Source organism: Sporosarcina limicola (genome assembly GCF_014873855.1).
Classification (GTDB): domain Bacteria; phylum Bacillota; class Bacilli; order Bacillales_A; family Planococcaceae; genus Sporosarcina; species Sporosarcina limicola.
Genome location: NZ_JADBEL010000032.1, coordinates 1 through 26655 on the forward strand (window position 1 = coordinate 1; position 26655 = coordinate 26655).

The following is a 26655-nucleotide window of genomic DNA, read 5'->3' on the forward strand; positions in this document are numbered from 1 at the left end:
GCTTCGGTAGTGGCATTGGTCGCTTGATTGCGCAATCAGTCGCTTCGGTAGTGGCATTGGTCGCTTGATTGCGTTATCAGTCGCTTCGGTAGTGGGATTGGTCGCTTGATTGCACAATCAGTCGCTTCGGTAGTGGCATTGGTCGCTTGATTGCACAATCAGTCGCTTCGATAGTGGCATTGGTCGCTTGATTGCGCAATCAGTCGCTTCGATAGTGGTATTGGTCGCTTGATTGCGTTATCAGTCGCTTCTTGAATATAAAAAAACTTCTTACTCCACAATACTCTGTGAAGTAAGAAATTTCCATCTATTTCATTCATCCAAAAACGATGCTTTTTTCAACGCCGATGCCAGTACCCTAGCACCGATATCCAACGCTTCTCGATTGAATGTCATGTTAGGATGATGAAGCCCTGGACCAAGGTCTGCACCAATGCCAATCATCGATGCCTTCAACTCCGGTTTATGAATTGTGTAAAAGTGGAAATCATCACTACCTGAAGTCACGACTGCAGGCGCAAATCCATCTTCCCCAACCGTCTCCAAAATGGCTTCTTTCGCGATTGCCGCCGCTTCTTCAGATACTTCTGCAGCTGGCGTATAATCGCTCCAATCTAACACGATTTCTATGGCATATAGCTGAGCAATCGACTGTATCCCTTCTGAAATTCGTACTTTCAATTCGTTCAACACACTGTTTGATTGTGAACGTGCATCGATTGCAAATGTCGCAGTCCCTGGAATAATATTGAGGCTTTCTCCCCCCGCTTGCACTTTCGTCAGTTTTGCGGAATAGGCTTCATACGGTGAAAAGTTGATTGTCTTCACAAACTGCGCAATCGCAAAAAGTGGATCAAGCGCATTCTTTCCTTGATGCGGCCTCGCTCCATGTGCATCGTCACCTATTATCTTCCCTTCAAGGAATACGGCTGCACCATGATGGATCGCAGGTGTTACTTTTCCGAAAGGAATTTCTTCTTGCGGTCTTAAATGTACTCCAAACAAATGCGAGACACCATCGACGGCTCCCCTTTCAATCATCGAGTTCGCACCATTGCCTTTTTCTTCAGCTGGTTGGAAGATGAAACGGATTCGACTGCCAAGCTTTTCATCCTGTAAATAAGACAGCGCCCCTAACACCATCGACATATTCGCATCATGGCCACATGAATGATTCGCCTGATAAATGCCATCCACTTCCTGCCATAGCGCATCGATATCCGCACGAACCGCAATAATCCGCTCACCTTCTCCAATTTCTGCGATAACACCCGTCACATCGTCAAACGTATGATTTTGCACGCCCATCTCCGTCAAAATTCCCGCAAGTTTCGCTGTTGTCTCAACCTCTTTCCAGCTCACTTCAGGATAAGTATGAAAATGATCGAACCATTTCCCGACTTTCTCTTTAACTATCAATTAAAACACCCCTATCCTATCTTCTCTATCTTTATTAATAAATACTTCACATCTTTCAGAATAACCTATCTTTGCAAATAAAAACAGTCAGCTGTTATCAGTTTGTTATAATTTCCACTTCACTCTGGCATAGATAACAAGCATGACAAAGTTCGCCGCTGCACTAATAGCCGTACCGTATGCAATCGACGAAGCACCGAATGCATCCATCATTAAGTAAATAACCGCGACGTTAATCCCTAAGACACTAATCACACTGAATATAACCGGCACCATCGAATTGGCTTTGGCATAATAAAATCGTGTGATAAAGGTATTCGCAGCAAGGAAAAACATCGACAGCGCAAATGCACGGAAAATCGGCACTGTGATCAGGACGTCTTCCCTCGTAAATTCCCTACGTTCGAAAACAAGACTGACAAGCGGTTCCGCAAAAAAGTAAGCAACAGCTGTTGCTGGCGCAAGTAACACGACCAAATAGAGCATTCCCTTTTTATAGAGCTTGCGGATCGTCTCGATGTCACCCTCACCCTCTTTTTTACTCAATAGAGGGTAAATAACCGTTGTCACTGCAGTCATCAAAATGGCCTGTGGAAGACTCGTCAATTTCGAAGCAAGGTTGACAGCCATCATAATTCCGTCTTCAAACTGACCAGCTACAAATCGGTGTATCAAAATATAAAACTGCAACGACGCACCACCAAACAAAATCGGTAAAGCGATGACCCATATCCGCTTAATGTCATCAGACATCCCAAACGATGGTCTCAACGAATACAGTTTTGATTTCCGAAGACCGGCATACAGGAATCCCCCCATCAAAACGGCACCCAGCATAGCACCAATTCCATAAGATTCCGGTCCAAAAGTACTCGTCAGCAACACTGCAATGCCAACGAAAGCGACATTATAGAGCAGAACGGCCATACTCGACAAATTATATTTGCCGTTGACATTAAGAACGCCACTCATCCATGTCGATAACACAAGAATGATAGAAGAAGGCATCATCCAAAGATAGAGATTGCGTATCAATGCATACTCTTCAGCACTGCGATTTCTAAAAACCAGATGCAACACTGGATTCGTAAAGATAAGCAAAATAGCTGTAATCGACACCGCCGCTACAAGAATGGTCGTAAACGACTTGCGTACATACAAAGCCTTATCTGTTCTCGTCGAATGATAGACGGATATAAATGCCGTCGTCAATCCCCCACCCACGACAAGGTAAATGAAATTCGGTATTGTATACGCTGCCGTAATAGCATCGGCGGTATCCGACAACCCATACTGATTGCCAATCGCCACTTCCCTAAGAAAACCAAACAGTCTCGCCACAATATTAATGACTGCAACAGCACCGATAATTTTCATCATTTTACTCATTATGTCCTACCTGCCCCTTCCCAGCTGAACGATAAATCGACAGCAAATCCTGTAAAATCGTTTCATAAGAATTTTCCGCTATTTTCTGTTGGATAACCGTTTCATTCATTAACATAGAAGCCGAATCTAACGCATTTCTAAGTCCTTCTGCCAATGAAACCGGATTCTTCGCTTCAACAAGAATGCCTGCGCCGCCACCCAATAAAAACGGCAAACCGCCGACATTCGTCGCAACTACTTTCGTCCCGGCCGCCATCGCCTCTAAAGCCACAAGTCCGAAGCCTTCATGATGAGATGGAAGTGCAAGAACATTCGATGCTGCCATCCATTGTGCCAAATCCACTTGTCCTAGTGGTTCTTTGAAGTGAATATCCTTCACATCTTTTTCACGAATAAACGTCTGCAATACTTCGAAAAAGTTCGTATCTTTCCGTGATCCGACAATAAATAACTCTACTTCAGGAGTTGATTTCTTCAACAAAGCGAATGCTTCGACAAGTTCCAGCAAACCCTTCGCTTCAATGACATTTCCCACGAAGAGAATCACATTTTCTTCTATAGAAAGACCAAGCCCCTTCCTCGCTTCCTCTTTCGACACAGGCTTAAATATAGACGTGTTAACCCCCATACTCATCACATGGACGCGACTTTCCGGTACTTCAAATCGACCGATAACATCACTTTCCAATTTTTCCCCTACAACAATAACCGACTCTGCTTGCTGTAATATCTGCTTTGTCAAATTAGCGATGCGTGCGCTTTTCGCCGCCATTTTGTCAATGTCGCCTCCATGAACTGTCACGACATAAGGAATGCCCATCATCTTTTTACCTACTAATGAAATGAATCCCGTTGGAAATGCATAATGCGCATGCGTCAAAGACAATCGCTTCCGATTTTTCGCCATGTACATAAAAGAACGGCAAAACCACGTTATGTATTTCTTCAATGTCGTTAACTTACCTTTACTAGGATTATCGATTACGATGACATCAACAGCTTGTCCTGCTGACTGAAGAAGTCCGACTTGATTTTCAACGAAAATTCCGAACGTCGGATGCTCCGGCGACGGATACATATTACTGAATACCACTATTTTCTCCATTAAATTCTCATCCCATCTTTCAATCAAATACGCTAAGACGTATTTGCGCCCAAATTTTTATCGAGCTTGCTCGATAAATTCCTCTGAAAAATCGCATGTATCCGCCGAAAGCTTTAACTTTATTCAGCTGGAGTTTAAACCCTCACTGAATTGTCTACATATTCCGCATCATCTCCCCACTTGTAGAAGTGGAAGATGAATGCCAAATTAAGTTAAACTAGCCGATAACACCAATGTTTTTATTTCACGATTATAACATACAACATGACCTTCAGCCTTTTAGACGGCAGATTACATGACCTTCAATTCAGTACCGTAGTGCCCTAAAATTCACGACAAAAAACCATTTGACTCGACCTAATCCCCTATCAAATGGCAATTTTCGTGTTTTATTCTATTCAACCGACAGCATTGTAATCTTATTGTAATGTAACTGTAACCGAATTGATGGTTTAGCTGTGCTAAGATGTTCACAGACAAAGCACACTGTATCTATATGTGCGAAAGGGGAATTTGAGCAACTGATGAAACGATTCTTGTTTTTTATTTCGGCAAGCTTACTGATTTCAATGTCCATTCCATCCATGGCTTCAGCAAATTCAACAACTTCGCTCGTAAATACAGCGCGCGCCTATATGGGTACACCCTATTCATACGGAGGGTCAACCACTTCCGGTTTCGACTGCTCAGGATATACGCAATTCGTCTTCAATAAAGCAGGGACTTCCATCCCAAGATCTACAGGGCCACAGTATGCTATGGGAACATCTGTCGCAAAAAGTGATCTTAAAACAGGAGATCTTGTATTCTTCAATACAAGTGGACATGGCGTTTCACACGTCGGAATCTATATCGGAAGCAGCGGATTCATTCACGCTTCAACAAGCAGGGGCGTCATGGTTTCTTCCATCTATGACCCAGCCTATTGGGGTAGCCGTTATATAGGTGCTCGCCGCGTGAATGATTCTGCTCCAGTAAGAATGGTTGCAGCTGCCAACGAAGCACCGACAACTGACAAGTTGGTTAACTATGCTACTCGTGAAGATGTTGCTGAAATACTTGTTAAAGAACTTGGTTTGGAGAAAAAAAGCTCCCAATCACCTTATTCAGACGTTTCAGCTAGCCATCCAAAACTTGATGCAATCCTGGCTGTTTCGGATGCAGGATTATTTTCAGGCAAAGACGGGACATTTAATCCCGATGGTCATTTGACACGTGCCCAACTTGCAAAAGTTATTGTGGAGGCATTCCACCTTAAAGGTTCGTCCGAAACTTCATTTGAAGATGTTCCTAAAGACCATTGGGCAAATGAATATATCAACATTCTTTCCTTCAATAACGTAACAAAAGGGTATGGAGATGGAAATTTCGGTTTGAATGATAATGTTACCGAAAAGCAACTCAAGGCAATTATCAATCGCCTAAACAATTGACTCTTGAAGACTGGGTGTTCTGTTTATAGAGCATCCAGTCTTATTTTTTTGGAGTTAATCAATAAATAGTTATCTATGAAGATAGCTTTGCACTGCTATCACTGGTAAACTAAAACTACGACTCTAGTAAATCAAGGGAGGACACAATGAGAACAATTAAGTGGGCTGCTGTACTATCAATGATTTTCGCTCTCGTTACCATGGTCCCGGGGCATTCTTCTGCGCAGTTTAAATTTTCAGATGTAAAACCCATTGAGGATTTTTACGAACAGGTTCATTACATAGCAGACCTCGGCATCATTAACAAAGCGGAAAAATTCAATCCAAGCAACAATCTGACACGGGCGCAAGCGGCGAAAATGCTTGTTATCGCTGCAAAAAAAAGTAGTGCTTCTACTCCATCTATAGTTATCAAAGACATTAACCAGAAAAAGTACCCAGAACAATATAAGTATGCCAGTAAAGCAGTAGCACTAGGTTTTTTCGAATTGGGAGCAGACAATCGTTTCAAACCTAATGAAAAATTAAAGCGGGATGAAATGGGTAATGCATTAGCGGTCGCTTTCAATCTTTCAGAAAAAGATAAACCTCTTCTACTTACTGATATGGCTAAGCACGAATATGCAAATCGCATCAACGGATTATACTATGCTGGAATTACAATAGGTGATGACGGCAAGTTTCTCCCAAATGACTATCTAACACGTAAACAATTCGCATTATTTGTTGCAAGAGCATTGAATGATAAATTTAAAGTACCCGTAAATTTACCTGATCAAACATCGAAAACCTATTTCGCAAAAGTCAAAACAGGTGGAGATATTCTAAATGTGCGCTCTAAACCATCTGTGCAAGGAACCGTCATTAAAAAATTAAAAGACGGGCAGATTGTCGAAGTCGTAAGTAAATCTGGTGATTGGTTACACATTCTTCTTGATAACGGAGAAGGTTATATAAACAACCGATTTACTGTCGAAGCAGGAACAGAAACTCCTACAGACGAAGTAGAAGTTCCTAAAGAAAAACCTACCGAAGTAGAAGTTCCTAAAGAAAAACCTACCGAAGTAGAAGTTCCTAAAGAAGAGCCTACCGAAGGAGAAGTTCCTAAAGAAGAGCCTACCGAAGGAGAGGTTCCTAAAGAAGAGCCTACCGAAGGAGAAGTTCCTAAAGAAGAGCCTACCGAAGGAGAAGTTCCCGAGGAAAACCTTGAAGAACCTATTACCTCTGGAAACTTGACTGGGAAAGTGACAGTCAAAAGTTTGAATGTCAGGGAAAGTACAGGGACAAACTCTGCTATCATCGCGAAATTAACAATTGGTCAACGTGTGGAGGTACTTTTGCTTGATGGCTATTGGGCAAAAGTTAGGGTTAATTCACAAACAGGATATGTTCATAAGTCCTATTTAAAATTGATTAACAACACTGGGAATATCTTAGAGAATAGAATCATCGTAGTTGACGCAGGCCATGGCGCACATGATCCAGGCACTTCAAAAAATAAAGTAACCGAAAAAAGCATCACGTTAAAAGTAGCCAAACTTGTCGAAGCTAAGCTCAAAAACGCAGGTGCAAAGGTATTGATGATACGTTCGGACGATACATTCCTTTCCTTAGAACAGCGTCCCGCATTTGCAAAGAAAAATTTTGCTGAAACGTTCGTATCTATTCATGTGAATTCAGCAGCGCCTTCTGCAAAAGGCACTGAAACATACTTTGACTCTTCTACGAATCCGAACTCAGCAGAGAGTAAGACTTTGGCTACCTATATCCAAAATAACCTTATCAAAAATGCGAATATGGTCAACCGTGGTGTAAAAGACAACCGCTTTATTGTCATTAAACAAAATAATGTTGCCGCTGTACTCGTTGAACTCGGTTTCATCTCAAACTCGGAGGACTTTCAAAAGCTGACGAGCGACATCTATTTAGAAATCTATGCAGAATCAATCTATCAAGGTCTAGTACAATACTATTCACAATAAAAACAAAATATACCATAGAGAATGAATTCATTCTCTATGGTTTTTTGATATCCATCAACACTGAAATGTATTGTGAAGTTACCAAAATATTCACTTGTTGATTATCAACCTCGATGATACACTTAAATTATACGCAAACTCATTATCATTACATAGATTCATAAAGTTGGTGAGGATGCAAAAAAACATAACAAGGAAGGAAGGTGCATTATGTTATCAACATATTTTAAGGGGACTGCCGCTGCAGTGATTCTATTCAGTATGGTTGCAATCACACCCGGTGCAGTATCAGCTGCTGACACAACTGGTGACTTTTCGCTCACAGTGTTCCACACAAATGACACGCATGCTCATCTCGAACATGCTCCTCAACGTGCTGCACTGGTCAAAAAACTACGTGGGGATCATCCTTCTAACGTCCTTCTTGATGCTGGAGATGTATTTTCAGGAACGCTCTACTTCAACGAGTTCAAAGGGCAAGCCGATTTAGCGTTCATGAACTACTTAGAATACGATGCCATGACACTTGGTAATCATGAATTTGACCTTGGTCTATCTCCTGACGGACACAAGTCACTGTCGGAATTTATTAAAGGTGCAAAGTTCCCAATGCTAGCAGCAAACGTGAACTTTTCAGCAGACAGTCATTTCGAAGGACTTCAGACACAGGATATTTCAACAAATCCTGAAAATGGAAAAATCTATAACGGCATTATTAAAGAAGTGAATGGTCAAAAAATCGGTATTTTTGGTTTAACAACTGTAGAATCAATGACTATTTCTAGTCCTGAAAAAATAACATTCACAAATTACATCACAGAAGCAAAAGCGGCAGTCGCTTCTTTTGAAAAAGCGGGCGTCAATAAAATTATCGCTGTTACACATATTGGTTTCGACGATTCCGATAAAGTCGACAACGACATTTTATTGGCAAAAAATGTACCTGGCATTGATATCATTGTCGGCGGACATACACATGTTAAATTAGAGAAACCACATGTCATCAATGCTGATAAAGAACCTATCGTTATCGTACAAGCGAATGAATATGGCAAATTCCTCGGACAACTTGATATTACATTTGATGAAAAGGGTGTCGTAAAGAAATATGATGGAGTCCTACATACCATTGATGGTAAAGATGGCGCAAAAGATCCGAAAGCAGTAGACTTACTTCAACCTTTTGCTGACAAAGTAAAAGAAAAAATGGATAAGCCAACAGGCGCAACAGCGGAAGTTTTCCTGAGCGGTCTCCGTGATTTCGGAGGTGTCCGTGCAGGAGAAACAAATCTTGGTAATATCATCACAGATGGTATGTTGCAAAAATCGAAAGAAATTGATCCTAATGTAGTCATCTCTTTCCAAAATGGTGGTGGAATTCGTTCCTCCCTCAATAAAGGTCCAATCACATATGGTGAAGTGCTCACTGTTCTGCCATTCGGTAACTCATTGGCGATAATGGAGTTAAGTGGAGCTGAACTGAAAGAAACTTTCGAACACTCTGTAAGAGAATACCCAAAAGAGAATGGCGGATTCCTTCATGTTGCCGGTGCGAAAGTTGTTTTTGACGGTAAAGCTGAACCAGGTAAGCGTATTGTTTCTATTACAATCGACGGTAAGGAAATCGAAGATAGTAAAATGTACAAAGCGGCTACAAATGTCTTTACCGCTAGAGGTGGGGATGGATTTGAAGCGTTAGGTAAAGCTTATGAAGCAGGACGTGCAAGTGAACCAGGATTTAGTGACTGGGAAAACCTTGCCGACCATTTGAAATCAATCAACAAAATCGAAATAGGTCTTGAAGGTCGTATACTTGCAAAAGTCCCTTACAGTGATATTTCGTATGATAGTTGGGCATATCCATATGTGTCTGACCTTTATTACCGTAATGTAGTGAAAGGTGCAGACCCAACATTTGAACCACAAAAAGAAATGACACGTGCACAAGCCGCTTCTTGGATTGTCCGTGCACTTGATTTGAAAGCAATAGGCACTGCACCATTCAGCGACATCGACGGCTATGCCGATGAGACGAAAACAGAAATTGCAGCTGCATATGACAACGGAATCATCAAAGGGATTGACATGAACTTTAAACCAAGTGAAAATGTGACACGTGCACAATTCGCTCTAATGCTTGAACGAGCATATAAAAATTACACTGGCAAAGAATACACTGCGATGGAAGCACGTTATTCAGATTTTGGTAACTATAGTGCTGACGCTGTAAATGCAATTTCTATGCTTCACGAACTTGGTATCACAAATGGATCAGAAGGCCAGTTCAACCCAGGACAGTCAACAACACGTGAACAAGCTGCAAAAATCGTATCAAATTTCATCTATAATACAAAACAAGCGAAAAAAGCAGAATAATTATAGGAAAAGCGTTCCCCCCTCTTTATCATAGGGGTGAGGAACGCTTTTTCAGCTATTCATTTGCCTGCTTGGTAGCCGATTCATATCTTCTTCCTACATCGCAACCGCTCCGGTATCTTTCAGAAGTACGACAACAAATCTACCACTTTCATCCCTGTTAAAGCTGACTTCTAAAATATCATTGAAAAAAGCGAATAACAATGTCGTTAGACACGTTGTTCGCTTTTACAACTCATATTCTAAAATGTTTCATTTCCATTTGAAGATCATCGGCAAGTTTCGACAAAGCCTGTGCACTTGCTGAGATTTCTTCAGTTACAGCCAGCTGTTCTTCTGTTGCGGCACTAGTATCACCAGCACTTGCAGCCGATTCACTACTCAAATGTTGGACTTCATTTGCTCCATTCGTCACTTCGACAGCCATTGCTTGGATTTCTTCGATAGCAGCAGATACTGTTTCAACTTTTGATGCAACATCACCAACCGCTTGCTGAATTTCATCGAAAACTACCCATGATAGTTCGGTTGCAGCTATTCCTGTAGCGACACGATCACCGCCCGCAATAATGGATGTAACGGCTCTTTTGGATGCTTCTAGAATCATCGTTATCATCGATTCGATTTCTGAAGCTGACCTTTTCGATTGCTCAGCAAGTTTCCGAACTTCCTCTGCTACTACTGCAAAACCCTTCCCATATTCTCCTGCACGTGCAGCTTCAATTGCCGCGTTCAATGCAAGTAAATTCGTCTGATTTGAAATATCGGTAATAAGTGCTGTGATACTTTGTATTTTATCGGAATGCTGGGACATTTCCATCATAACTTTGAAAGACTCATGAATTGTCGAATGGATGGTCGACATTTGTGCCGATACTTCCTCTACTACGTTTGAACCTTTTGTAACAAGGTTCGTCACTATTTCAGTAGATTGTAGCATCTCTTCATTATTGCTGCTGATTTCAGCGACACTTAATGATAATTCTTCCAAGGATGAAACGGATTGGATGATAATTCTTTGTTGCTTCTCACTGCCAATCATCTGGTTTTCAGCAGATTTAGCAACCATTTCTGAAGTAGCTAAGCTTTCTTCCGAACTAGCCGACAGCTCCTCCGATTGGGTTGCCAAGTGGACAGCGGACATATTAATCTTTCTTACCATTCTTGCAACGTCTGAACCCATTTTATTGAATGCCGTGGCCATTTCACCGATTTCATCTTTGTTTTTAACAGATAACAGTTTGATAGTCAAATTTCCGGTCGACATTTCATTTAATCCCTCTGTCACGATACGAACCGGCCTTGCAATATTATTGCTAATGAATGTGGAGATTACAACGCCAACAATCGTAGCGAAAATCAACATACCTATGACAAATAACTTTAAACCAATCATGAATTTCTTCAACTCACTACGCGTTTGTTCCAATGCCGTGTACTGTTCCTCTTTAATTAGTTGGGCATAGCCTAACACCTTGATACCCACATTTGCTGATGCCCTTCCAAGTTCATTCGCTTTGAGCTCCTTTTCTGCGTTGATACTTAAGATAATTTCATTCTGCAGATCTAAGTACTTTTTCTGAGCTGCCCTTAATTCGTCCAATAAAACCCGTGTTTCGCTATTTTGAAGTTTTCCATCTAACTCCTTAATTAGCTCTTTAGACCGGTCAACATGCTTTGTATGCGCTTCCAAATATATCAAATCCCTGAACAACATATAGCCTCGCACATCATCTTGTATTTCACTATGCTTTAAAATAAGTTCATCTATCAACTGTACTTTCTTTACACGGTCGTCCAATAAAAACGAGTAATCGGAGTTAAGACGAATCGTTGTCCATAAACTTATCAATCCAACTATGATTAGTAACGCCAGTATCGTTCCAAATCCTAGCCACATTTTTTTCGCGACAGTAAGCTTCATCATCCTACCTCCCTACAATCTTTTAGCTTACTCAAATTATATAACTATTAACATATAATAGCATTACTTTCATAGTAATTCAGTATGCTTGAAATAATAAGAGAAACATTGAGTGAAATACCATTTTTCCCCTTCCAGGAAAACTTATCTTTTCAGTGGTACGTTGCCCTCTTTCAACAATACGCTGCTTCTTCTAAGAAAAAGTTCTGTATTTCAAAAATCAACTGTTTCTAACGGACCCGTAAATCTGTGAACGAGAAAAAAAGCCCCGTAAGAAATGATCTTAACTCCCAGGGCTGCTCCTCTTTATAGAGGCTTGAATTGCTTAATCGCAGTTTGATTTTATGGGTCTGCCTTTTCTTCACTGAGCATTCTCCTCTTCATTGTATCATATGTGGACGCTTTCTACTATAATTCACCCAAAAAAATAGCCGCTCCGGATTAATTCCAGAACGACTATTCGCATTTTTATTTCACTATCAATTCATCCTCAAACAACTAGAAATTATGATTATATATTCGGCACTTAGCAAATGGAAAGCAAGGAACATAAATGTAGAAATAAAAAATACCTCAAACATCGCTTCTAAGCTAGATTTGTTCATTGGTTTCGTGAGTATTTTTCAGTTTCCACTGATTTGTACCTCATTAGGTAGCAAACCCCCTAATGAATTACAAATAAATAGTGCCGAGTATATAGTTCACTATCATTCTTCATTCAAACCGATACAGCGTTCACATTCAAATAATAGGGACTCAACCTGCTCTACAATTTCACAACCGCATTCACGACAGATTTTTTTTGGTAACTCATTCTTTTTATTGTCTGTTTGCATAATTGATCTCCTCCGATTTCATTTCTTTCATAATCTGGCCATGGTAGAAATTCAGATGAATTGCGCTACTTCCGTGGAGCCTTTCATCGCCGTTGTCGAAGATTGACCACCTGAGATAATTTGTGATATCTCATCAAAGTAACCTGTTCCGACTTCACGTTGATGTCTTGTCGCTGTGTATCCTTTTTCCTCATTGGCCAACTCAGCTTGTTGCAGTTTTGAATACGCCGTCATGCCATTGTCTTTATAGTCATATGCCAATTCGAACATACTATGGTTCAACGAGTGAAAACCTGCAAGTGTAACAAATTGAAATTTGTAGCCCATTTTACCAAGTTCTACTTGGTATTTAGCGATTGTTGCTTCGTCCAAGTTCGCTTCCCAGTTGAATGAAGGAGAACAGTTGTATGCGAGCATTTTACCAGGGAACATCGCATGGATTGCATCCGAAAATTGCTGTGCTTCCTCTAGTGACGGATGGGACGTTTCACACCACACAAGGTCTGCATACGGTGCATAAGCCAATCCTCGTGCAATCGCTTGGTCGATACCAGGTTTTGTACGGAAAAAACCTTCTGGTGTACGTTCTCCTGTTATGAATTTCTGATCTTTCGGATCAATGTCACTTGTAATCAGATCCGCAGCATCCGCATCCGTCCGAGCGATGAGAAGAGTAGGTACACCGAGGACGTCAGCCGCAAGTCTTGCAGAAATCAGATTGCGTACAGCATTTTGTGTCGGCAGCAGTACTTTACCACCTAAGTGTCCACATTTTTTCTCGGATGCCAATTGGTCTTCCAAGTGTACACCGGCAGCACCCGATTCAATCATGCCCTTCATCAATTCATAGACGTTCAGAGGTCCGCCAAATCCTGCTTCCGCATCGGCCACAATCGGTGCGAACCAATCAAAACCGTCAGCGCGTCCTTCAGAGTGATCAATCTGATCAGCACGTTGAAGCGCCTGATTAATGCGTTTTACAACTGAAGGAACGCTATTTGCCGGATATAAGCTTTGGTCTGGATACATTTGCCCTGAAAGATTTGCGTCCGCCGCTACTTGCCAACCACTTAAATAGATAGCTTGAAGACCCGCCTTTACTTGTTGGACAGCCTGATTACCTGTAAGGGCTCCAAGTGCATTGATGAAATCCAGTTCATGAAGGGATTTATATAAACGATCCGCCCCTCTCTTAGCAAGCGTATGCTCAATTTGTACAGAACCGCGAAGTTTCACAACATCTTCTGCAGAATAGCCCCGCTCAATTCCTCGCCACCTACAATCTTCTGCCCAACTTTTCTTCAATTTTGCCACCTGATCTTGTCTAGTCATTCAAACATTCACACCTTCCCGTTTTTTAACGCTTCCTCTGTTTATGAAAAATAATAATTTTTACTGTTTCATAACAGAGTAAGTTGTTATATAGTAATATATAACAGATGATTATGAATGTCACAAGTTTTCGATATAAAGGAGGATTTTACGGATAGATGCGAAAAGAGAACGACGAATTAGGGAAAATGAACTCTATTAAGCGAATAGAAAAGGGGTAAATGAGATGGAAAAAGAAGTTTTACAACAATTTTTTTTTGATGATGGAAGACTGGATTCCGAAAGAAGCGTCAATAGCAATCGCAATTGGCAATCGTTATATCTATTACTTTGCCGATCAACATGATATTTGTTTGCAAGAAAGCCAAACTGTCCAATCCGGAAGTCTAGCGGATCGGATTATTCGACAGAGATGTAAACTGGATATGATGATGAATGAATCATTTTTAGGTGCTCCTTACTACGGAATTGGCTATCCAATCGATGTCCAAGGAGAAGTTGCTGCACTGCTTGTTATTTTACCGCCAAACTATCCTATTTTGAGAAGCGAGCCATTCACCTTCCTTACAGGAAAAAAAGCTGAAGATTGGAGTCCGATTCCGATTGAAGAAGTAACTTGTATTGAAAGTATGCAAAAGAAAACATGGTTTTACGCCAATGACGAACAGTATTGTACTAGCCATACGCTGAAAGACTTACTTTTGCGTTTGCCAAAATCTTTCATGCGCATTCATCGATCATACATCGTGAACATTCCCTACATCCGGCACATTTCAAGGGATATCTCTTCTAATCTCATATTATCTATGAAAGATGGCACAGAGCTTCCCGTCAGCCAATCTTATATGAACACAGTGAGAAAAGTGCTTGGGTTTTAATTTAGCATTAGTCGCTTAATTAGTGCGGATTGGTCGCTTACACAACTGAATCGGTCGCTTACACAACTGAATCGGTCGCTTACACAACTGAATCGGGCGCTTACACAACTGGATTGGTCGCTTGCACAACTGAATCGGTCGCTTACACAACGGAATCAGTCGCTTGCACAACGGAATCGGTCGCTTACACAACTGAATCGGTCGCTTGCACAACTGAATCGGTCGCTTACACAACGGAATCAGTCGCTTGCACAACTGAATCGGTCGCTTGCACAACGGAATCGGTCGCTTACACAGTGGAATCAGTCGCTTACACAACGGAATCGGTCGCTTACACAGTGGAATTGGTCGCTTGAACAATAGAATCAGTCGCTTGCACAGTGGGATTGGTCGAAAAAAAAACCACCCGCAAATCTACGGAGTGGCTTGATTCTTGTTCATTTCATTTAATTGCTTCTACAAACTGTTGGGTCCCTGTCATCGATTCATCATACAACTCACGGGATAGTTTTTTCGTTTTTTCCACTGTCACTAGCCAATTTTCTTTCATTTCATTGAATGAATTCAGAAAGTACGTCTCATTCTTATGGAGATCACCGATTGGGAATGAGTACTTTTCTAAATGAGCCAGTTTCATGAAGTCATTCACTTTATGGTGATAGGCAATCGCCATGACTGGTGTTTCCGTGCATGTCGCTAAAATCAATGAATGAAGCCTTGTCCCGATGATGATGTCCTGTTGGGCAGTGATGGCAAGAATCCTATCCGGTAGAAGGTTTTCTTCGATGATTGTTATTTTATCTTTCTGTGACATTTTACGCTGAATATCTTTGGTTACTTCTGCATCTTGTGGGAATTTAGTCGCGAAGAATGTTATCTCGACATCATGATGTGCTGCTAGATTATCTAGATTCTTGGCCATTCCCTCCACATAATCATTGTAGATTGCAGGGTTTCCTTCTGGCCAGTAACCTGCATTGTAGTATGGCACGGCTGTAATGCCAATCTTCATCGGAACATCCGATTTCCCGCCCCTCACTTCTCGTAGGGAAAATGCCGGATCTCCAATTGTCTTGATCGATTCTTTCACACCGATTGATTGTAGTAACTCCGCCGATTCGGGATCGCGTACGGAAATACTTTCAGCATGCTTGCACATATAGCGGATGAACCATTTACCTAACCCGGTATGTAGAGGTCCCGCGCCGCATCCGTAAATGACGTAAGGTACCTTCGTATTTTTCGCCATCATTGCATAGGAACCAAATAACGGAGCTTCCCTCCTGTAAAGGTCCATTAGTATACCGCCCCCGCCGATAATGAGCAGGTCAAACGTTTTGACGATTTCTTTATTGTTGTTATAGGTTTTTATGAATGTTTTCACAGCGTTACCATTTTTATAGTAGAGCGGAAAACTACTGACACCATACCGTTCCGATGTCTGAGTAGGATTATTACTAAAAACGGTCAGATTTTCCGTTTCGATTGTAAACGTTGACATCACTTGTTTGATGATACTCTGCAAGATTGCTTCGTCGCCGTTATTATCATTTCCATAGTTTCCTACTATCCCTATTTTCATTTGAAAACATCCTTCATTGAGTGATGAACCTATTATAACACAGCCATGATGAACCATAAAAAAGGAACCCAACATAATAATGTGGGCCCCGTTTAGTCATCTATTCAAGCTACGATAAAGAAATGCACTGAACTGCGCACGGTTTACCGGAATATTCGGTTTGAAATTCCCTCTCTCGTTACCTGTCGTGATTTTATGGTTCGCTAAAATATGTACTTGCTTATATGCCCAATGGCTGGCCGGGACGTCTTTGAACTTTTTAGTCGATTCGCCTGTGAGCCCATATGCTTTCACAAGGATTGCCGCCATTTGCGCACGTGTTAGCTGTCCGGTTGAGTCGAATCTCCCGTCCCCTTTACCACCTACAAGATTCGCATTCGCAATTGCATTGATTTCATTAAAATAACGGTGTTTTTGAGGTACATCTTTAAACTTTTGTACACCCACTTTAGTTGTATCCAAGTTGAACACTCTGCTTAGAATGACAGCGGCGTGTTCACGTGATAATGAATTGCTGGGGTTGAATTTGCCATTCACATCCCCTTTAATAAAACCAAGTTCTTTCAAACTATGAATTTCAGTATAAAACGTATAGTTGGTAGGGATATCCTTGAAAGTAGAGGAAGAGACGGGAGGGGTGGATACCCCGTCACCCACTTCGATTAGGATACTCGTCGTTTTCGTCCCCAATGTCACGCTCACTTGACCTTTGCCGGCTTTAGTCGAAGCTTTAAAACTTCCTGATTCTGTGATTGTTCCGATATCGCCTGAGACACTCCATTTCAGCTGTTCCGGTGAATATATAATAGGTTTACCTTGCGCATCCGTTGCAGTCGCTTTGAACGACACGCTTGCGCCCGGTTTAATTTTGGATGCAGAAGGTATAATTGTCAACTTAGTTGGTGCATCAGCAACCGTCACAGGAAATGACTGTTTCGCACCACCATATTGTACAGTAACCCTGTCCTCCCCTGCTTTCACTGCTGTATATGAAAGACCAGAAGCGGAGACACTGCCATTGTCAGAAAGCACTTCGATCATTGCCATATCCACTTTCAACGGATTATAATACGTGTCAAGTACGTAACTTAATACTACCGAAGCGTTTGACCCGACTAGCATCGTACCAACCTTATTCCGAGACACACTGATATGTGCAGGGTCGCTTAATGGCGCTGTACTAATCGCCTCGATAATAGCGGACACTCTTCGTTCAGCAGAATTTGTCGTTCGGTTTGCAAGTACGATTGTATTGCTTCCTTGGTTACGTACGCCCATTGCCGTCGAACCACCGCCATCGAAATTTAGCGCCCGATCGTATCCTTGATCTGCCAAATATCTCGCAAACTGAGGTAGCGTCATTCCGTTGCTATAGCCTTTACGGTTGTCTACTGTTACAAGATGGACCTTTTTCTTATCTTTGCTAATTGCAATTGCTGTTCTTGCTGTACGACTACTAGCCCGCCAGTTGGATGTATCCATGGTGATGTTCGGCTTGCCATCTTTCAATAACATCGGACCGCTCGCCAACATGAACTCGGATTCCATCCATTTTTCGTCCATGGATAAGGATAAGGATATATTGTTTCCAGGTTGCAAATTCTTGAACTTCTCTAATCCTTTAAGTCCATGAACGGAGACTACGAAACCATTTTTAGGAATCTCCACTTTTTCTTTCGAGCCATATGGTCGCACTTTCACCACTTGGCCTGTCAATTGCTGGCCGTAATGAGTGGATGTGATCGGCTGGCCTGTATCAACGACGATTTCGATGCCGTATTCGTTCGAGTTCGTGTACTGTGAGATATATTGGGGTGTAAAGACTATGGTTTCATCGGCTTGTCTTTCACGATTCAAACCGGTCATTAGATGATTGGAACCTTCGAAACCAACATGTACATTGAACTTGAAATAGTCTATTTCAGCAAGCCCATCTTTCGTTACACCAAATGCAATCGGCTGGCTCACATAGTATTTCGACAAATCTGAGATGACGCCCCCATTGACAATTTCATTTCCTTGGGAAATTAAGTACATCGGCAATCCACTGTTCATGTCAAAAAAAGAAGCATTAACTGCACCAACAACACGATTGTCATCCCTAGAGTCCCGATTCGCAAGAGATGTCGTCGTCTGTGTTTTTGCAATGGGTGCTGGCAATCCGATACCTATTTTCGTATATGGATCACCTAGATTGACCTCAAGCTGATTTATGTAATTTGTTCCCGCGTTTATAGATTGTGAATAGGTCACGCCTGATGATACTGGAGTACTCTTCACCGACTGCTGTTTAGCTAATGCACCTGCTGGTATCGCGAATATAAGTGAGGTAGCAATCGCAGTCATAGTAATTTTTTTACTAAAGATTTTCATTGAAACTTTTTTACTAGTGATAAAGCTACACCTTCCTTTCCTATCATTCTATAGTTTAACAGAGGATTCGACAGATTGCCATAATCCATATGAAGGAAAAAGCTGTTCGAAGTGTACTATCCGTACTCCGAACAGCTTAATTATAATATTATAGATCCTCTATTTTAAATTTCACATACTGACTCGTAGACGACGCAAATGCTCCGAATAAGATGAAGTAAAACATCGTATACAACTTTAACTCCCAAATATTATAATAGAATCCAGAAAATCCTGTTGCCACCCAAAATGCAATCATGAATTTACCAAATACCGTTTTCCGCTCTTTCCAGAACATCGCAAACATACCTAGTAGGAATGCCCCAAAGAGAATAACGCCCACAACACCTGTTTCGGCAATGACCTGAATGTATTGATTGTCAGAATAGAAGTATTTACCCCCATAGATGTCTGAACGAATCCCGTGATGCTTATAGATTGGGGAGCCATATGACAACGTAGCCGATCCTCCGAATGAACCGAAACCTGCCCCAATAACGGGGTAATCCTTAAATATTTCAAATCCTTTATTAATGTAGAAGAATCGACCACTTTCAGACATAAGCGCCAAATTCTTTTCATCGAATGTCTCACCAAAACGTTCACCGATGCTGCCTGGTCCAGTATCTGGGGCTTTAATACCAAGATACTCGACTAACTGAACTCCTAAATTGACAGGGTAATAGACCAAGATGATTGACGCTACTCCTGCTAGAACAAGCCGTTTCAATAAATGCCAGTTTTTCGAAAGCAAAATGAAAATGACTCCGAAAGTAAATGCCGAAATCCATGTCCCTCTTGAATACGTCAATACCAAGACACCGAGGAACAGCACAAGGTTCACATTCAAAAACCATTTATACTTCTCATTTTTATAGATGAAATGTAAAAACAAAATGGAAAGGATACCGAAAAATAGTAACAATGCAAGTGAATTCGGATTCCCAGGCAAGCCATAAATTCTTACAAAGTTCGTAGCGGACAATACTTTATACTTCCATACATCTGGTAGCAACAATTGTCTCATGGATAGTTTTTCGATAATGCCATGAATAGAAACAAGTAGGCTTGTCCAAACAGTTACCCACGCAAGCCGCTTAAACCAATCTTCCGGTAACAGCATCCGTGAAACGATATAATACAGCATGTACATAATGATAAACGTCCGAATTTGGAAAATGACGGCGGCTGGTAAAACATGCTGCATTAAACCGCTCACAGCACCGCATATCAGAAATGCGAAAAATGCCCATTCAAACCACTTAAATGAAAATAGCGTCTTCCAATCCTTGCCACTTGAAAAAACCAATTTCACAAATGCGACAAGTGTAATCAAATCCCCAATCAGTTTTAGTCCCGAATTCACTTCTACAAGAAGCGGCCGAATACTAACATAGATGACGAGGAAAAGTAGACTCTGCTGTGGTCTGAAAAATGAAAAAAGTACGAAGAACAGCGACGTCACAATAAGTGCAATCGATGTAGGAAGAAACAAAGCAACTCCTACTACTGCCATTGCTATGAGGAAATACAATGTATCTTTCTCTTTTAATTTCTCTGTTATGGTTGTCATTTACTATTTTTCCCTTTCTACGACTAAACGCAAAATGATAGATGGTAATCTCCGATTATAAGTCCACCGTTATTATAGCATTTTATTAGACGTTGTGGTGTACCCTTTTGTTTCATTTCAAAGGAAAAATATTCTGAAACTCTTACCTTATTATTCTGGTGGAATTCTGCTACTATAGGGAGATGAAGTAAAAAGGAGGTATACCGGTGAAAAAACTAATCATTTTCACTTTAATTACATTGCTCACGTTCTCCCTAACCTTCCACTTAGAAGTAAGGGCGAACAACATTGACGGTCATCAGATGAAAGCTGAACTAAACTATTTGATTGAAAAAGGCGTGATTCGAGCGGATGCGAAAGGAAATTATCATCCCGATAAGTCTGTGACAAGAGGTGAATTCGCATCATACATTACCCGTTCGTTAGATTTACCCATTTCTACTAAATATACATTCAAAGATTTGAAAGCGAACTCAAGCCTAACCATCGAAATCCAAAATGCTGCTGGAGCAGGAATTCTTTCCGGCTATCCCGATGGCACGTTTAGAGCAAATGATAAAATTACCCGTCAACATATGGCTGGAATGATCAACAGAGCCTTCCGTTACATGGAACTTCCTGTCCAGAAAAAAGCATTAAAATTCAAGGATTCCAATAAAATTTCTCCAAACTTTATTGATGCTGTGGCGGTTGCAGTCAATTTAAACATCATCCGCGGGGATCACCGAAAAAATGGTGTTTATTTCAACCCAAGAGACAATGCAACAATTGCACACGCATCCGCGTTTCTATTCAGGATGTTAGCAGCTGCGGATGCATTGAAACCTGTAGAACCGGTTGAACCAAATGAACCAGTTGAGCCAGTTGAACCAGTTGAGCCTGAACTGCCAACAAAACCGGTCCAACCAACTCAACCGGAGAAACCAAGTATTCCTAACATCAACCCCGAGGTATATAAAGTAAGTTCCATTTCAGGGGGGCAAGTGAACCCAACAACTGCCGTGTACAAAACATTTGAAGATGCATTGGCCACATACAATGCTTCTTCATCTATAAGAGCAATTGAACAAAATAATAAAATAATAAAAATGAAAGACGGACGAGCATTCGGTTCGGAAAACCCCAAACAATATACGTCCCTTTATAGCAATTCCACGTTACGGAATGAAGTAACCTATGTACAGAAGGGCCATGAAATGAAATACATAGGAAGCAGCCCAGACTACGTTATACTTGAAGTCGCTGGGACGACTTTCTATGCGAAACAAAGTGAAGTCAACCTTGTACCAACAGAGCTTGTCACCGGCTACGACTATTATGAAGTAGATCAGACCAATATCTTGTATCATAATATGTACAATAATTTAAGTAAAAGCAAAGGGGTTTATTCAATCGGCCCAGCCTCCCCGTCGATGCAGGCCGGGAAAAGGTATACAAGCTTCGACGGAGTTCATTTCGATGAAGTTGGAACAAAGAATACAATTATACATTTCCCATACTTCCAATTCCAATCCGTCCGTCAACCTACTTCATATAGTGGTGCGGAACTTGAACAATATATCAAAGAAGTTTTGAAAGAACGCGAGAATACAGGTATCGCTCGTTACAAAAATGCGACGGTCAAATCAAAACTCCTCGGTCTTGGTAACTATTTAAAGACGATTGAAAATACACATCGCGTTAACGCAATGTTCATCTTGGCGACAGCCATTCATGAAAGCGATTACGGAATAAGTGTCAATGCACAAACGAAAAACAATATTTTTGGTATTAAAGTGTTTGATTCTACACCTGAATTTGGAGAAATTTATGTCCGTCCCGAAAACAGTGTGGATGCATTCATTAGTCGCTACGCGAACCTCAATTATGCTAATCCACTTGGAGCACATGCAAATGGAGCCATTCCAGGTAATAAGGTGGTTGGTTTCAATGTGAAATATGCTTCCGACCCAAACTGGGGTAGTAAAATTGCAGGTCATATGTGGCGCATTGACACGCTTTTAGGTAAACGGGACTACAAACAAGCGAATTTGGGAGTTATCTCGTTTAAAGGAGATAACGGCGTCAATATACGGACAAGCCCTGACGTCCAAAGCGACAATAAATTGTTCACCTATAAACCGAAAGACCCCGGCTACAATGCGGCATTCGGCTATCCACTCGTCATCGTAGAAGAAACAACAGGTAGTGATGGCTATGTATGGTATAAAGTGCTAGCCGATATTAATCCACCTGCCGACTATGGCTGGATTCGTGCAGATTTAGTGAAACGTATTTTAGAATAAAGTAAAGGCATAGATGGAAGTCAGCTAACTCGACTTTCATCTATGCCTTTTATTTATAGTAATGGGACAAGAGTATGGCTGCCCCAAACTATAAGGGCAATCGCGAACACCCCTTCACCAGTATTTTCCGTCAAAAAATGTCCCTTGCAGTCGGATATCACCGTTGCATGGGACATTTTAATTATCAATTTAAAATCAAAATTTACAGAGCATCCGTATGTTCCTTGCCTGCTGGGAGAAGCTCTGGCAGACCAATTCGCTCCAGCCCTTTTTTAATCTTTGTCGTATAGCCCGATTCCTTCGCATCTAAATACCCTGCTTTAGAACGAATCATTCGCTCCAGTACCGGCAATTTCGTTGGATCGGTGATTGACCACATTTCATACGATTGGATCAAATCTTCCAATGTTAAATGAACGTAATCGCGCCCAACAAATGTATGTTCAGGCGAAACTTTATACCAAATGTCTCCATCAGGTCGAATCCATTGCTCTTCATCTTTTTCAATTGCCGTTTGAATACTAATCGCTGTATCTAGGTAAGCAGGATCTTTAAACTCTTGGTATGCAAACAGTAGGATATTCATCCCCCCAAGAAGATGGTTCATGGACGTATGTGTCTTCACTTTTTGCGCAGAGGGGAAATAGTCGGAAATGTAGTAGGACGAATTGTCCACACTTATAATATTTCCTTTTTCCTTTTGTGATACAAGCAAATCCGCATAATTTTTCAGTCCAACATTGTAATCCGTATGACCAAATGCTTTGCCACCCTCATACATGAACAACGCAATTTGCTCATTGAATCTTGTATCGACGAATGGAGCTGTAAAACCGAATAACTCTTTCAAATAGGTACTTGTCACTTCTGTCTCCCAGTACGTTGAATCCCCTCTAAAAGAATTTAGATTGGAAAATGAGTTATACAGTACATTTTCAAAGTAACGTTCCTTCGTTTCAATATAAAGCGCCATTACCCGATCCTCTTTCACAAGTAGAAGGTTCCGTCCGTATCCCCTGCCAGACTTTGGCATCGGTTCGATTGTGGTTGCCATTTTATTATAAGGTCCTTTTGCCGTATACCAGCTGTTCCGCTTTTTATAATTCGCTGCAGATTCCAACATCCAGGCATCCATTTGCGATCGATCTGAAAATAATCGCTCATTAGATGTCAATAACCATTGGTCTACCACATCGAAACCTTTCGATTCGAGCCGATAAACGGAAAGTTGGTCCTCTCCAAGTTGCACTCCACTGAATGATTCACTTTCCTGATGCAATTCCCTTGTGTGGCTAGCAGCACCATTTGGGTACGTTTTGCTCAGCTCAGCCGACCGGTATGACTTACCAATCATGCGGTGTGATACCTTCCCATCATTAGCTATTTTTTCGAAAATACCCGTCGGATACGTCGTCAAATCAAAGCCAAATATTTCATCTACCTTTTTCTTGATTGGAAATCTGTTGAATTCATAAAGTCTGCTCTTTGTTAGTCCTATTTCCGTCTGAATAATATCCACGGTAATCGGAATACTTTGCGGATTTTTCAATGCTGTGAATAAAAAGTAATCCCCATTTGGAAGTTCCCTTTTGGTCAGTTCCAACGTGGCAGATGGTATCCCACCAATACGATATATGTAAACAACATCCTTCGCATGTGCATATTGAATCGTTTTCTCACCAGCAAATTGCATATAATAATCCGAGCGTAAATAGGTTTTCACTTTAGGTGCGATTGGTACTTCCACAAATTGTTGCTCTTGACGAACTGCTTGGTAGTCTCCGTAGGCCACAGAATCTTCAAAAATAACAGCGGGCAATTTTTCGATGAATGCCTTCTGTACCATAGCTCGGTGAAGGAATACTACATATGTAGCCCGGTTCACGGGAGTTTTAGGATCAAAGGTACCGTCTTCCTTCCCGGTCGTAATGCCATGTTGGGCGAGCACTTTTACACCAAATTTATGCGATTCACTGATACGATCTTCATCCCTGAACTGAATCTCCGCTCCCGTATCTTGCAATTTGAATGCACGAACGATGGCTGTTGCCATCTGTTCTCGCGTTAATGAATCCCCTACACCAAACGTTCCATCTTCATTCCCTAAGAAAATGCCTGCGTCAAATGTAGCCATCGCACCTTTCAAATGAGAAGATTTCGCGCTGACATCTTTGAATATCGGTTGAAATGGTGTGACTGGCAACTTAAGTGCATTTGATATCAAGTTTGCAGCCTGTCCCCTAGACACTTCTAGTCCCGGCCTGAATTGCCTATCGGGGTAACCGTTGATTATGCTCAAATCGACAAGTTGTGTCACTTCATCTTTCGCCCAAAATTCATTATGTACATCCGTAAAACTTTGATTGACTGGATTTGCACTAGCAGCAGGAACACCAAAAACAAATACTGATAATACAACCCCTGCAAGTCCAGTCTTCAAAGCACCTCTCATCCTTCTCTTATACAACATTAACATTTTCCTCCTTGCCTGATAGTTTGTCCAACTATCCATCATCTATGATAGCATACAAATGACCGAAAAAGCCTCCCTTTGATATAGGAGGCTTTTGATTATTCTACTAATTTCCGAGCTTCTATACAACTTGGTATTCCCTAAAATACGAACTGCAAGGATCACACTACTTGGTGTTTCCATTCTTCAGCATTTCGAAACAGCGTATTAAGCCCGAATCAAGTAAGGAAGTAAGGAAGTTAGCCTAAGAGTGTCGCATCCTTGCGACACTCCTAGTCTGAGTTCCCCGAGTCGACAGGGGTTTAGATTCCACTGAACTATCTAAACACTTTACATTCATCTCACCACTTATAGAAGTGAGAGACTTTTGCTGAATGAAGTTAAAAGGTTTCATTCAGCAAATCAGACTTGATCTTTCCGTTTAAATAACTGTTCTACAATTGTCGATGAGCTGAACTGTCCAATAATCTGTGCCGCTTGCGTTATGAAAGGATCGTTTGAAGAATCTCTAACTGAATGAAGAGGCTTTTCAACTGTCATTTTTGCCAATATATCCTCCGTACGATTTATGTCTTCCTTTACATTCTTCATCGTTTCTTCCACAACCGTTTCGGCAATAGACTGTGCCCTATTTGAAGTGAATGAAGTAGATGCAACGTTGCGTTCATATGCACCTCTATTGATTGCCGCTGTGATTTTTGCGATATCCGGTCTGTATTCCTGCGCCGCCTCCACTGCAAAATTCAGTTCCTGAGGATGGTCTGCAAAGTATGGATTATCATACCAATGTTGGTCTTCAAATCGGCCTTGTGATGCTACAAGTGCATTGTTGTAAGGCGAGTTATACCAATCATTGGAAGGTTTACTAATGCCATGTTCCCTCGCAAGTGCAGGATCCGCAATGAAAGCATTGACATGTGGCACTTCTCCAGGTGCTTGCTTAAAATCAGAGATAAGCTCATTCAAATGCGCTTTTCTTTTTGCGATTTCCTTTTCATCTCCAGACTGAATCGCTTCTTGTAGTGATCGGTTCTGGACATCAATCATATTGCCATAATACAACTTATTCTGCTTAGGTTCACCATTTACCTTATCGTACCAAGCTGGATGCTGCTTTGCTTGAAATTGATGATAGTCGGACCAGTCATTTGTACGAATCGCCTCGTGAATAAGACCGTTGCGTCCATGATTGACAGCCGCCAATGGATTTATTGCAGCAGCCTCTTTCCCCCATACTTTTCGCCACGCTTCATCCGATGTGCTGTTTGTATCTCGAACATGCATAGAGAATGAACTTGGATCTTTCAGTGCAGATATAAACATGATTCCACCTCTTTTTTTATTATCACAAGTAACTAATTCTATTGTACAACTAGATTCGCATAATTCATATGCACTTTTATAGATAAGTCTGTAAAAGGAGCTATTTTCTCAAAAATGCTGGTGAGTTATTGAAAAACCTAGCTAGACATGGTTCAATTTATCCATCCGCTAAAATCGCTTCTTTGGCCAGTTATACGTCGTTCGTTTCAGCAAGTCATACACAGCGCCCTGCTTAGGTACATCAGAAAAAACCCCCTGATTCCAATGTACCGTAAAGGTTTTTCTCTTGTAGCACGAGCGAAAAGATAAATTGAATGAGAATAAGTGCTGAAA

The 26655-nt window shown here is 41.2% G+C and carries 17 protein-coding genes; 6 read left to right on the forward strand and 11 right to left on the reverse strand.

Going from position 1 to position 26655, the window contains the following annotated elements; genetic code table 11:
* Positions 1–312: 312 nt before the first annotated feature.
* The 3 genes from H4683_RS18285 to H4683_RS18295 all read right to left on the reverse strand — a co-directional run bounded on the left by H4683_RS18285 (position 313) and on the right by H4683_RS18295 (position 3913).
* Complete coding sequence (locus H4683_RS18285; RefSeq protein ID WP_192600273.1) at positions 313–1419, reverse strand: amidohydrolase; 1107 nt, start codon at positions 1417–1419, stop codon at positions 313–315.
* 105 nt (positions 1420–1524) lie between these two features.
* On the reverse strand, positions 1525–2808 hold the full coding sequence (murJ, locus tag H4683_RS18290; protein WP_192600274.1) for a murein biosynthesis integral membrane protein MurJ: 1284 nt from the start codon (positions 2806–2808) through the stop codon (positions 1525–1527).
* Positions 2801–3913 carry a glycosyltransferase gene (locus tag H4683_RS18295; protein ID WP_192600275.1) on the reverse strand — a complete coding sequence of 371 codons (1113 nt, stop codon included), beginning with the start codon at positions 3911–3913 and terminating at the stop codon, positions 2801–2803. Before H4683_RS18295 ends, murJ begins: the two co-directional genes overlap by 8 nt.
* 524 nt (positions 3914–4437) lie before the next feature.
* On the opposite strand from H4683_RS18295, the gene H4683_RS18300 reads away from it, so the two are divergent.
* The 3 genes from H4683_RS18300 to H4683_RS18310 all read left to right on the forward strand — a co-directional run bounded on the left by H4683_RS18300 (position 4438) and on the right by H4683_RS18310 (position 9704).
* Positions 4438–5346: a C40 family peptidase gene (locus H4683_RS18300; RefSeq protein ID WP_192600276.1), complete on the forward strand. Its 909-nt coding sequence runs from the start codon at positions 4438–4440 to the stop codon at positions 5344–5346.
* Between the two features lie 146 nt (positions 5347–5492).
* On the forward strand, positions 5493–7328 hold the full coding sequence (locus tag H4683_RS22015) for an N-acetylmuramoyl-L-alanine amidase (RefSeq protein ID WP_192600277.1): 1836 nt from the start codon (positions 5493–5495) through the stop codon (positions 7326–7328).
* A gap of 210 nt (positions 7329–7538) precedes the next feature.
* Positions 7539–9704 carry a 5'-nucleotidase C-terminal domain-containing protein gene (locus tag H4683_RS18310; RefSeq protein WP_192600278.1) on the forward strand — a complete coding sequence of 722 codons (2166 nt, stop codon included), beginning with the start codon at positions 7539–7541 and terminating at the stop codon, positions 9702–9704.
* A 235-nt stretch (positions 9705–9939) separates the two neighbouring features.
* On the opposite strand, the gene H4683_RS18315 is transcribed toward H4683_RS18310, so the two are convergent.
* The 3 genes from H4683_RS18315 to aceA all read right to left on the reverse strand — a co-directional run bounded on the left by H4683_RS18315 (position 9940) and on the right by aceA (position 13796).
* Positions 9940–11628, reverse strand: coding sequence for a methyl-accepting chemotaxis protein (locus H4683_RS18315; protein ID WP_192600279.1), 1689 nt, complete (start codon positions 11626–11628; stop codon positions 9940–9942).
* 707 nt (positions 11629–12335) lie between these two features.
* A complete protein-coding gene (gene yhfH / locus H4683_RS18320; RefSeq protein WP_192600280.1) occupies positions 12336–12464 on the reverse strand; it encodes a protein YhfH in 129 nt (42 codons plus the stop codon).
* Between the two features lie 51 nt (positions 12465–12515).
* Complete coding sequence (gene aceA, locus H4683_RS18325; RefSeq protein WP_192600281.1) at positions 12516–13796, reverse strand: isocitrate lyase; 1281 nt, start codon at positions 13794–13796, stop codon at positions 12516–12518.
* A gap of 221 nt (positions 13797–14017) precedes the next feature.
* Here aceA and H4683_RS18330 point away from each other — a divergent pair, with 221 nt between their 5' ends.
* Together H4683_RS18330 and H4683_RS22495 are read left to right on the forward strand one after the other, a co-directional pair.
* Positions 14018–14674: a LytTR family DNA-binding domain-containing protein gene (locus tag H4683_RS18330; protein WP_192600282.1), complete on the forward strand. Its 657-nt coding sequence runs from the start codon at positions 14018–14020 to the stop codon at positions 14672–14674.
* A 268-nt stretch (positions 14675–14942) separates the two neighbouring features.
* The gene (locus tag H4683_RS22495) at positions 14943–15104 is read left to right on the forward strand and encodes a hypothetical protein (protein ID WP_192600283.1); all 162 of its coding nucleotides are present in this window, start codon (positions 14943–14945) and stop codon (positions 15102–15104) included.
* Positions 15105–15116: 12 nt separating this feature from the next.
* On the opposite strand, the gene H4683_RS18340 is transcribed toward H4683_RS22495, so the two are convergent.
* From H4683_RS18340 to H4683_RS18350, 3 genes are all read right to left on the reverse strand, one after another.
* On the reverse strand, positions 15117–16256 hold the full coding sequence (locus H4683_RS18340; protein WP_192600284.1) for a polysaccharide pyruvyl transferase family protein: 1140 nt from the start codon (positions 16254–16256) through the stop codon (positions 15117–15119).
* Positions 16257–16352: 96 nt separating this feature from the next.
* Positions 16353–18629, reverse strand: a complete 2277-nt coding sequence (locus H4683_RS18345; protein ID WP_192600285.1) for an S-layer homology domain-containing protein — start codon at positions 18627–18629, stop codon at positions 16353–16355.
* Positions 18630–18777: 148 nt separating this feature from the next.
* A complete protein-coding gene (locus tag H4683_RS18350) occupies positions 18778–20241 on the reverse strand; it encodes an O-antigen ligase family protein (RefSeq protein ID WP_192600286.1) in 1464 nt (487 codons plus the stop codon).
* A gap of 206 nt (positions 20242–20447) precedes the next feature.
* Between H4683_RS18350 and H4683_RS18355 the strand changes: the two genes are divergently transcribed.
* Entirely contained in the window at positions 20448–22526 is a 2079-nt protein-coding gene (locus tag H4683_RS18355) for an S-layer homology domain-containing protein (protein ID WP_192600287.1), read from the forward strand.
* A gap of 202 nt (positions 22527–22728) precedes the next feature.
* Here H4683_RS18355 and H4683_RS18360 read toward each other — a convergent pair whose 3' ends face one another.
* Both H4683_RS18360 and H4683_RS18365 read right to left on the reverse strand, forming a co-directional pair.
* Positions 22729–24996 carry an S-layer homology domain-containing protein gene (locus tag H4683_RS18360; protein WP_225942215.1) on the reverse strand — a complete coding sequence of 756 codons (2268 nt, stop codon included), beginning with the start codon at positions 24994–24996 and terminating at the stop codon, positions 22729–22731.
* 405 nt (positions 24997–25401) lie between these two features.
* Positions 25402–26322, reverse strand: coding sequence for a hypothetical protein (locus H4683_RS18365; RefSeq protein ID WP_192600288.1), 921 nt, complete (start codon positions 26320–26322; stop codon positions 25402–25404).
* Positions 26323–26655: the final 333 nt, after the last annotated feature.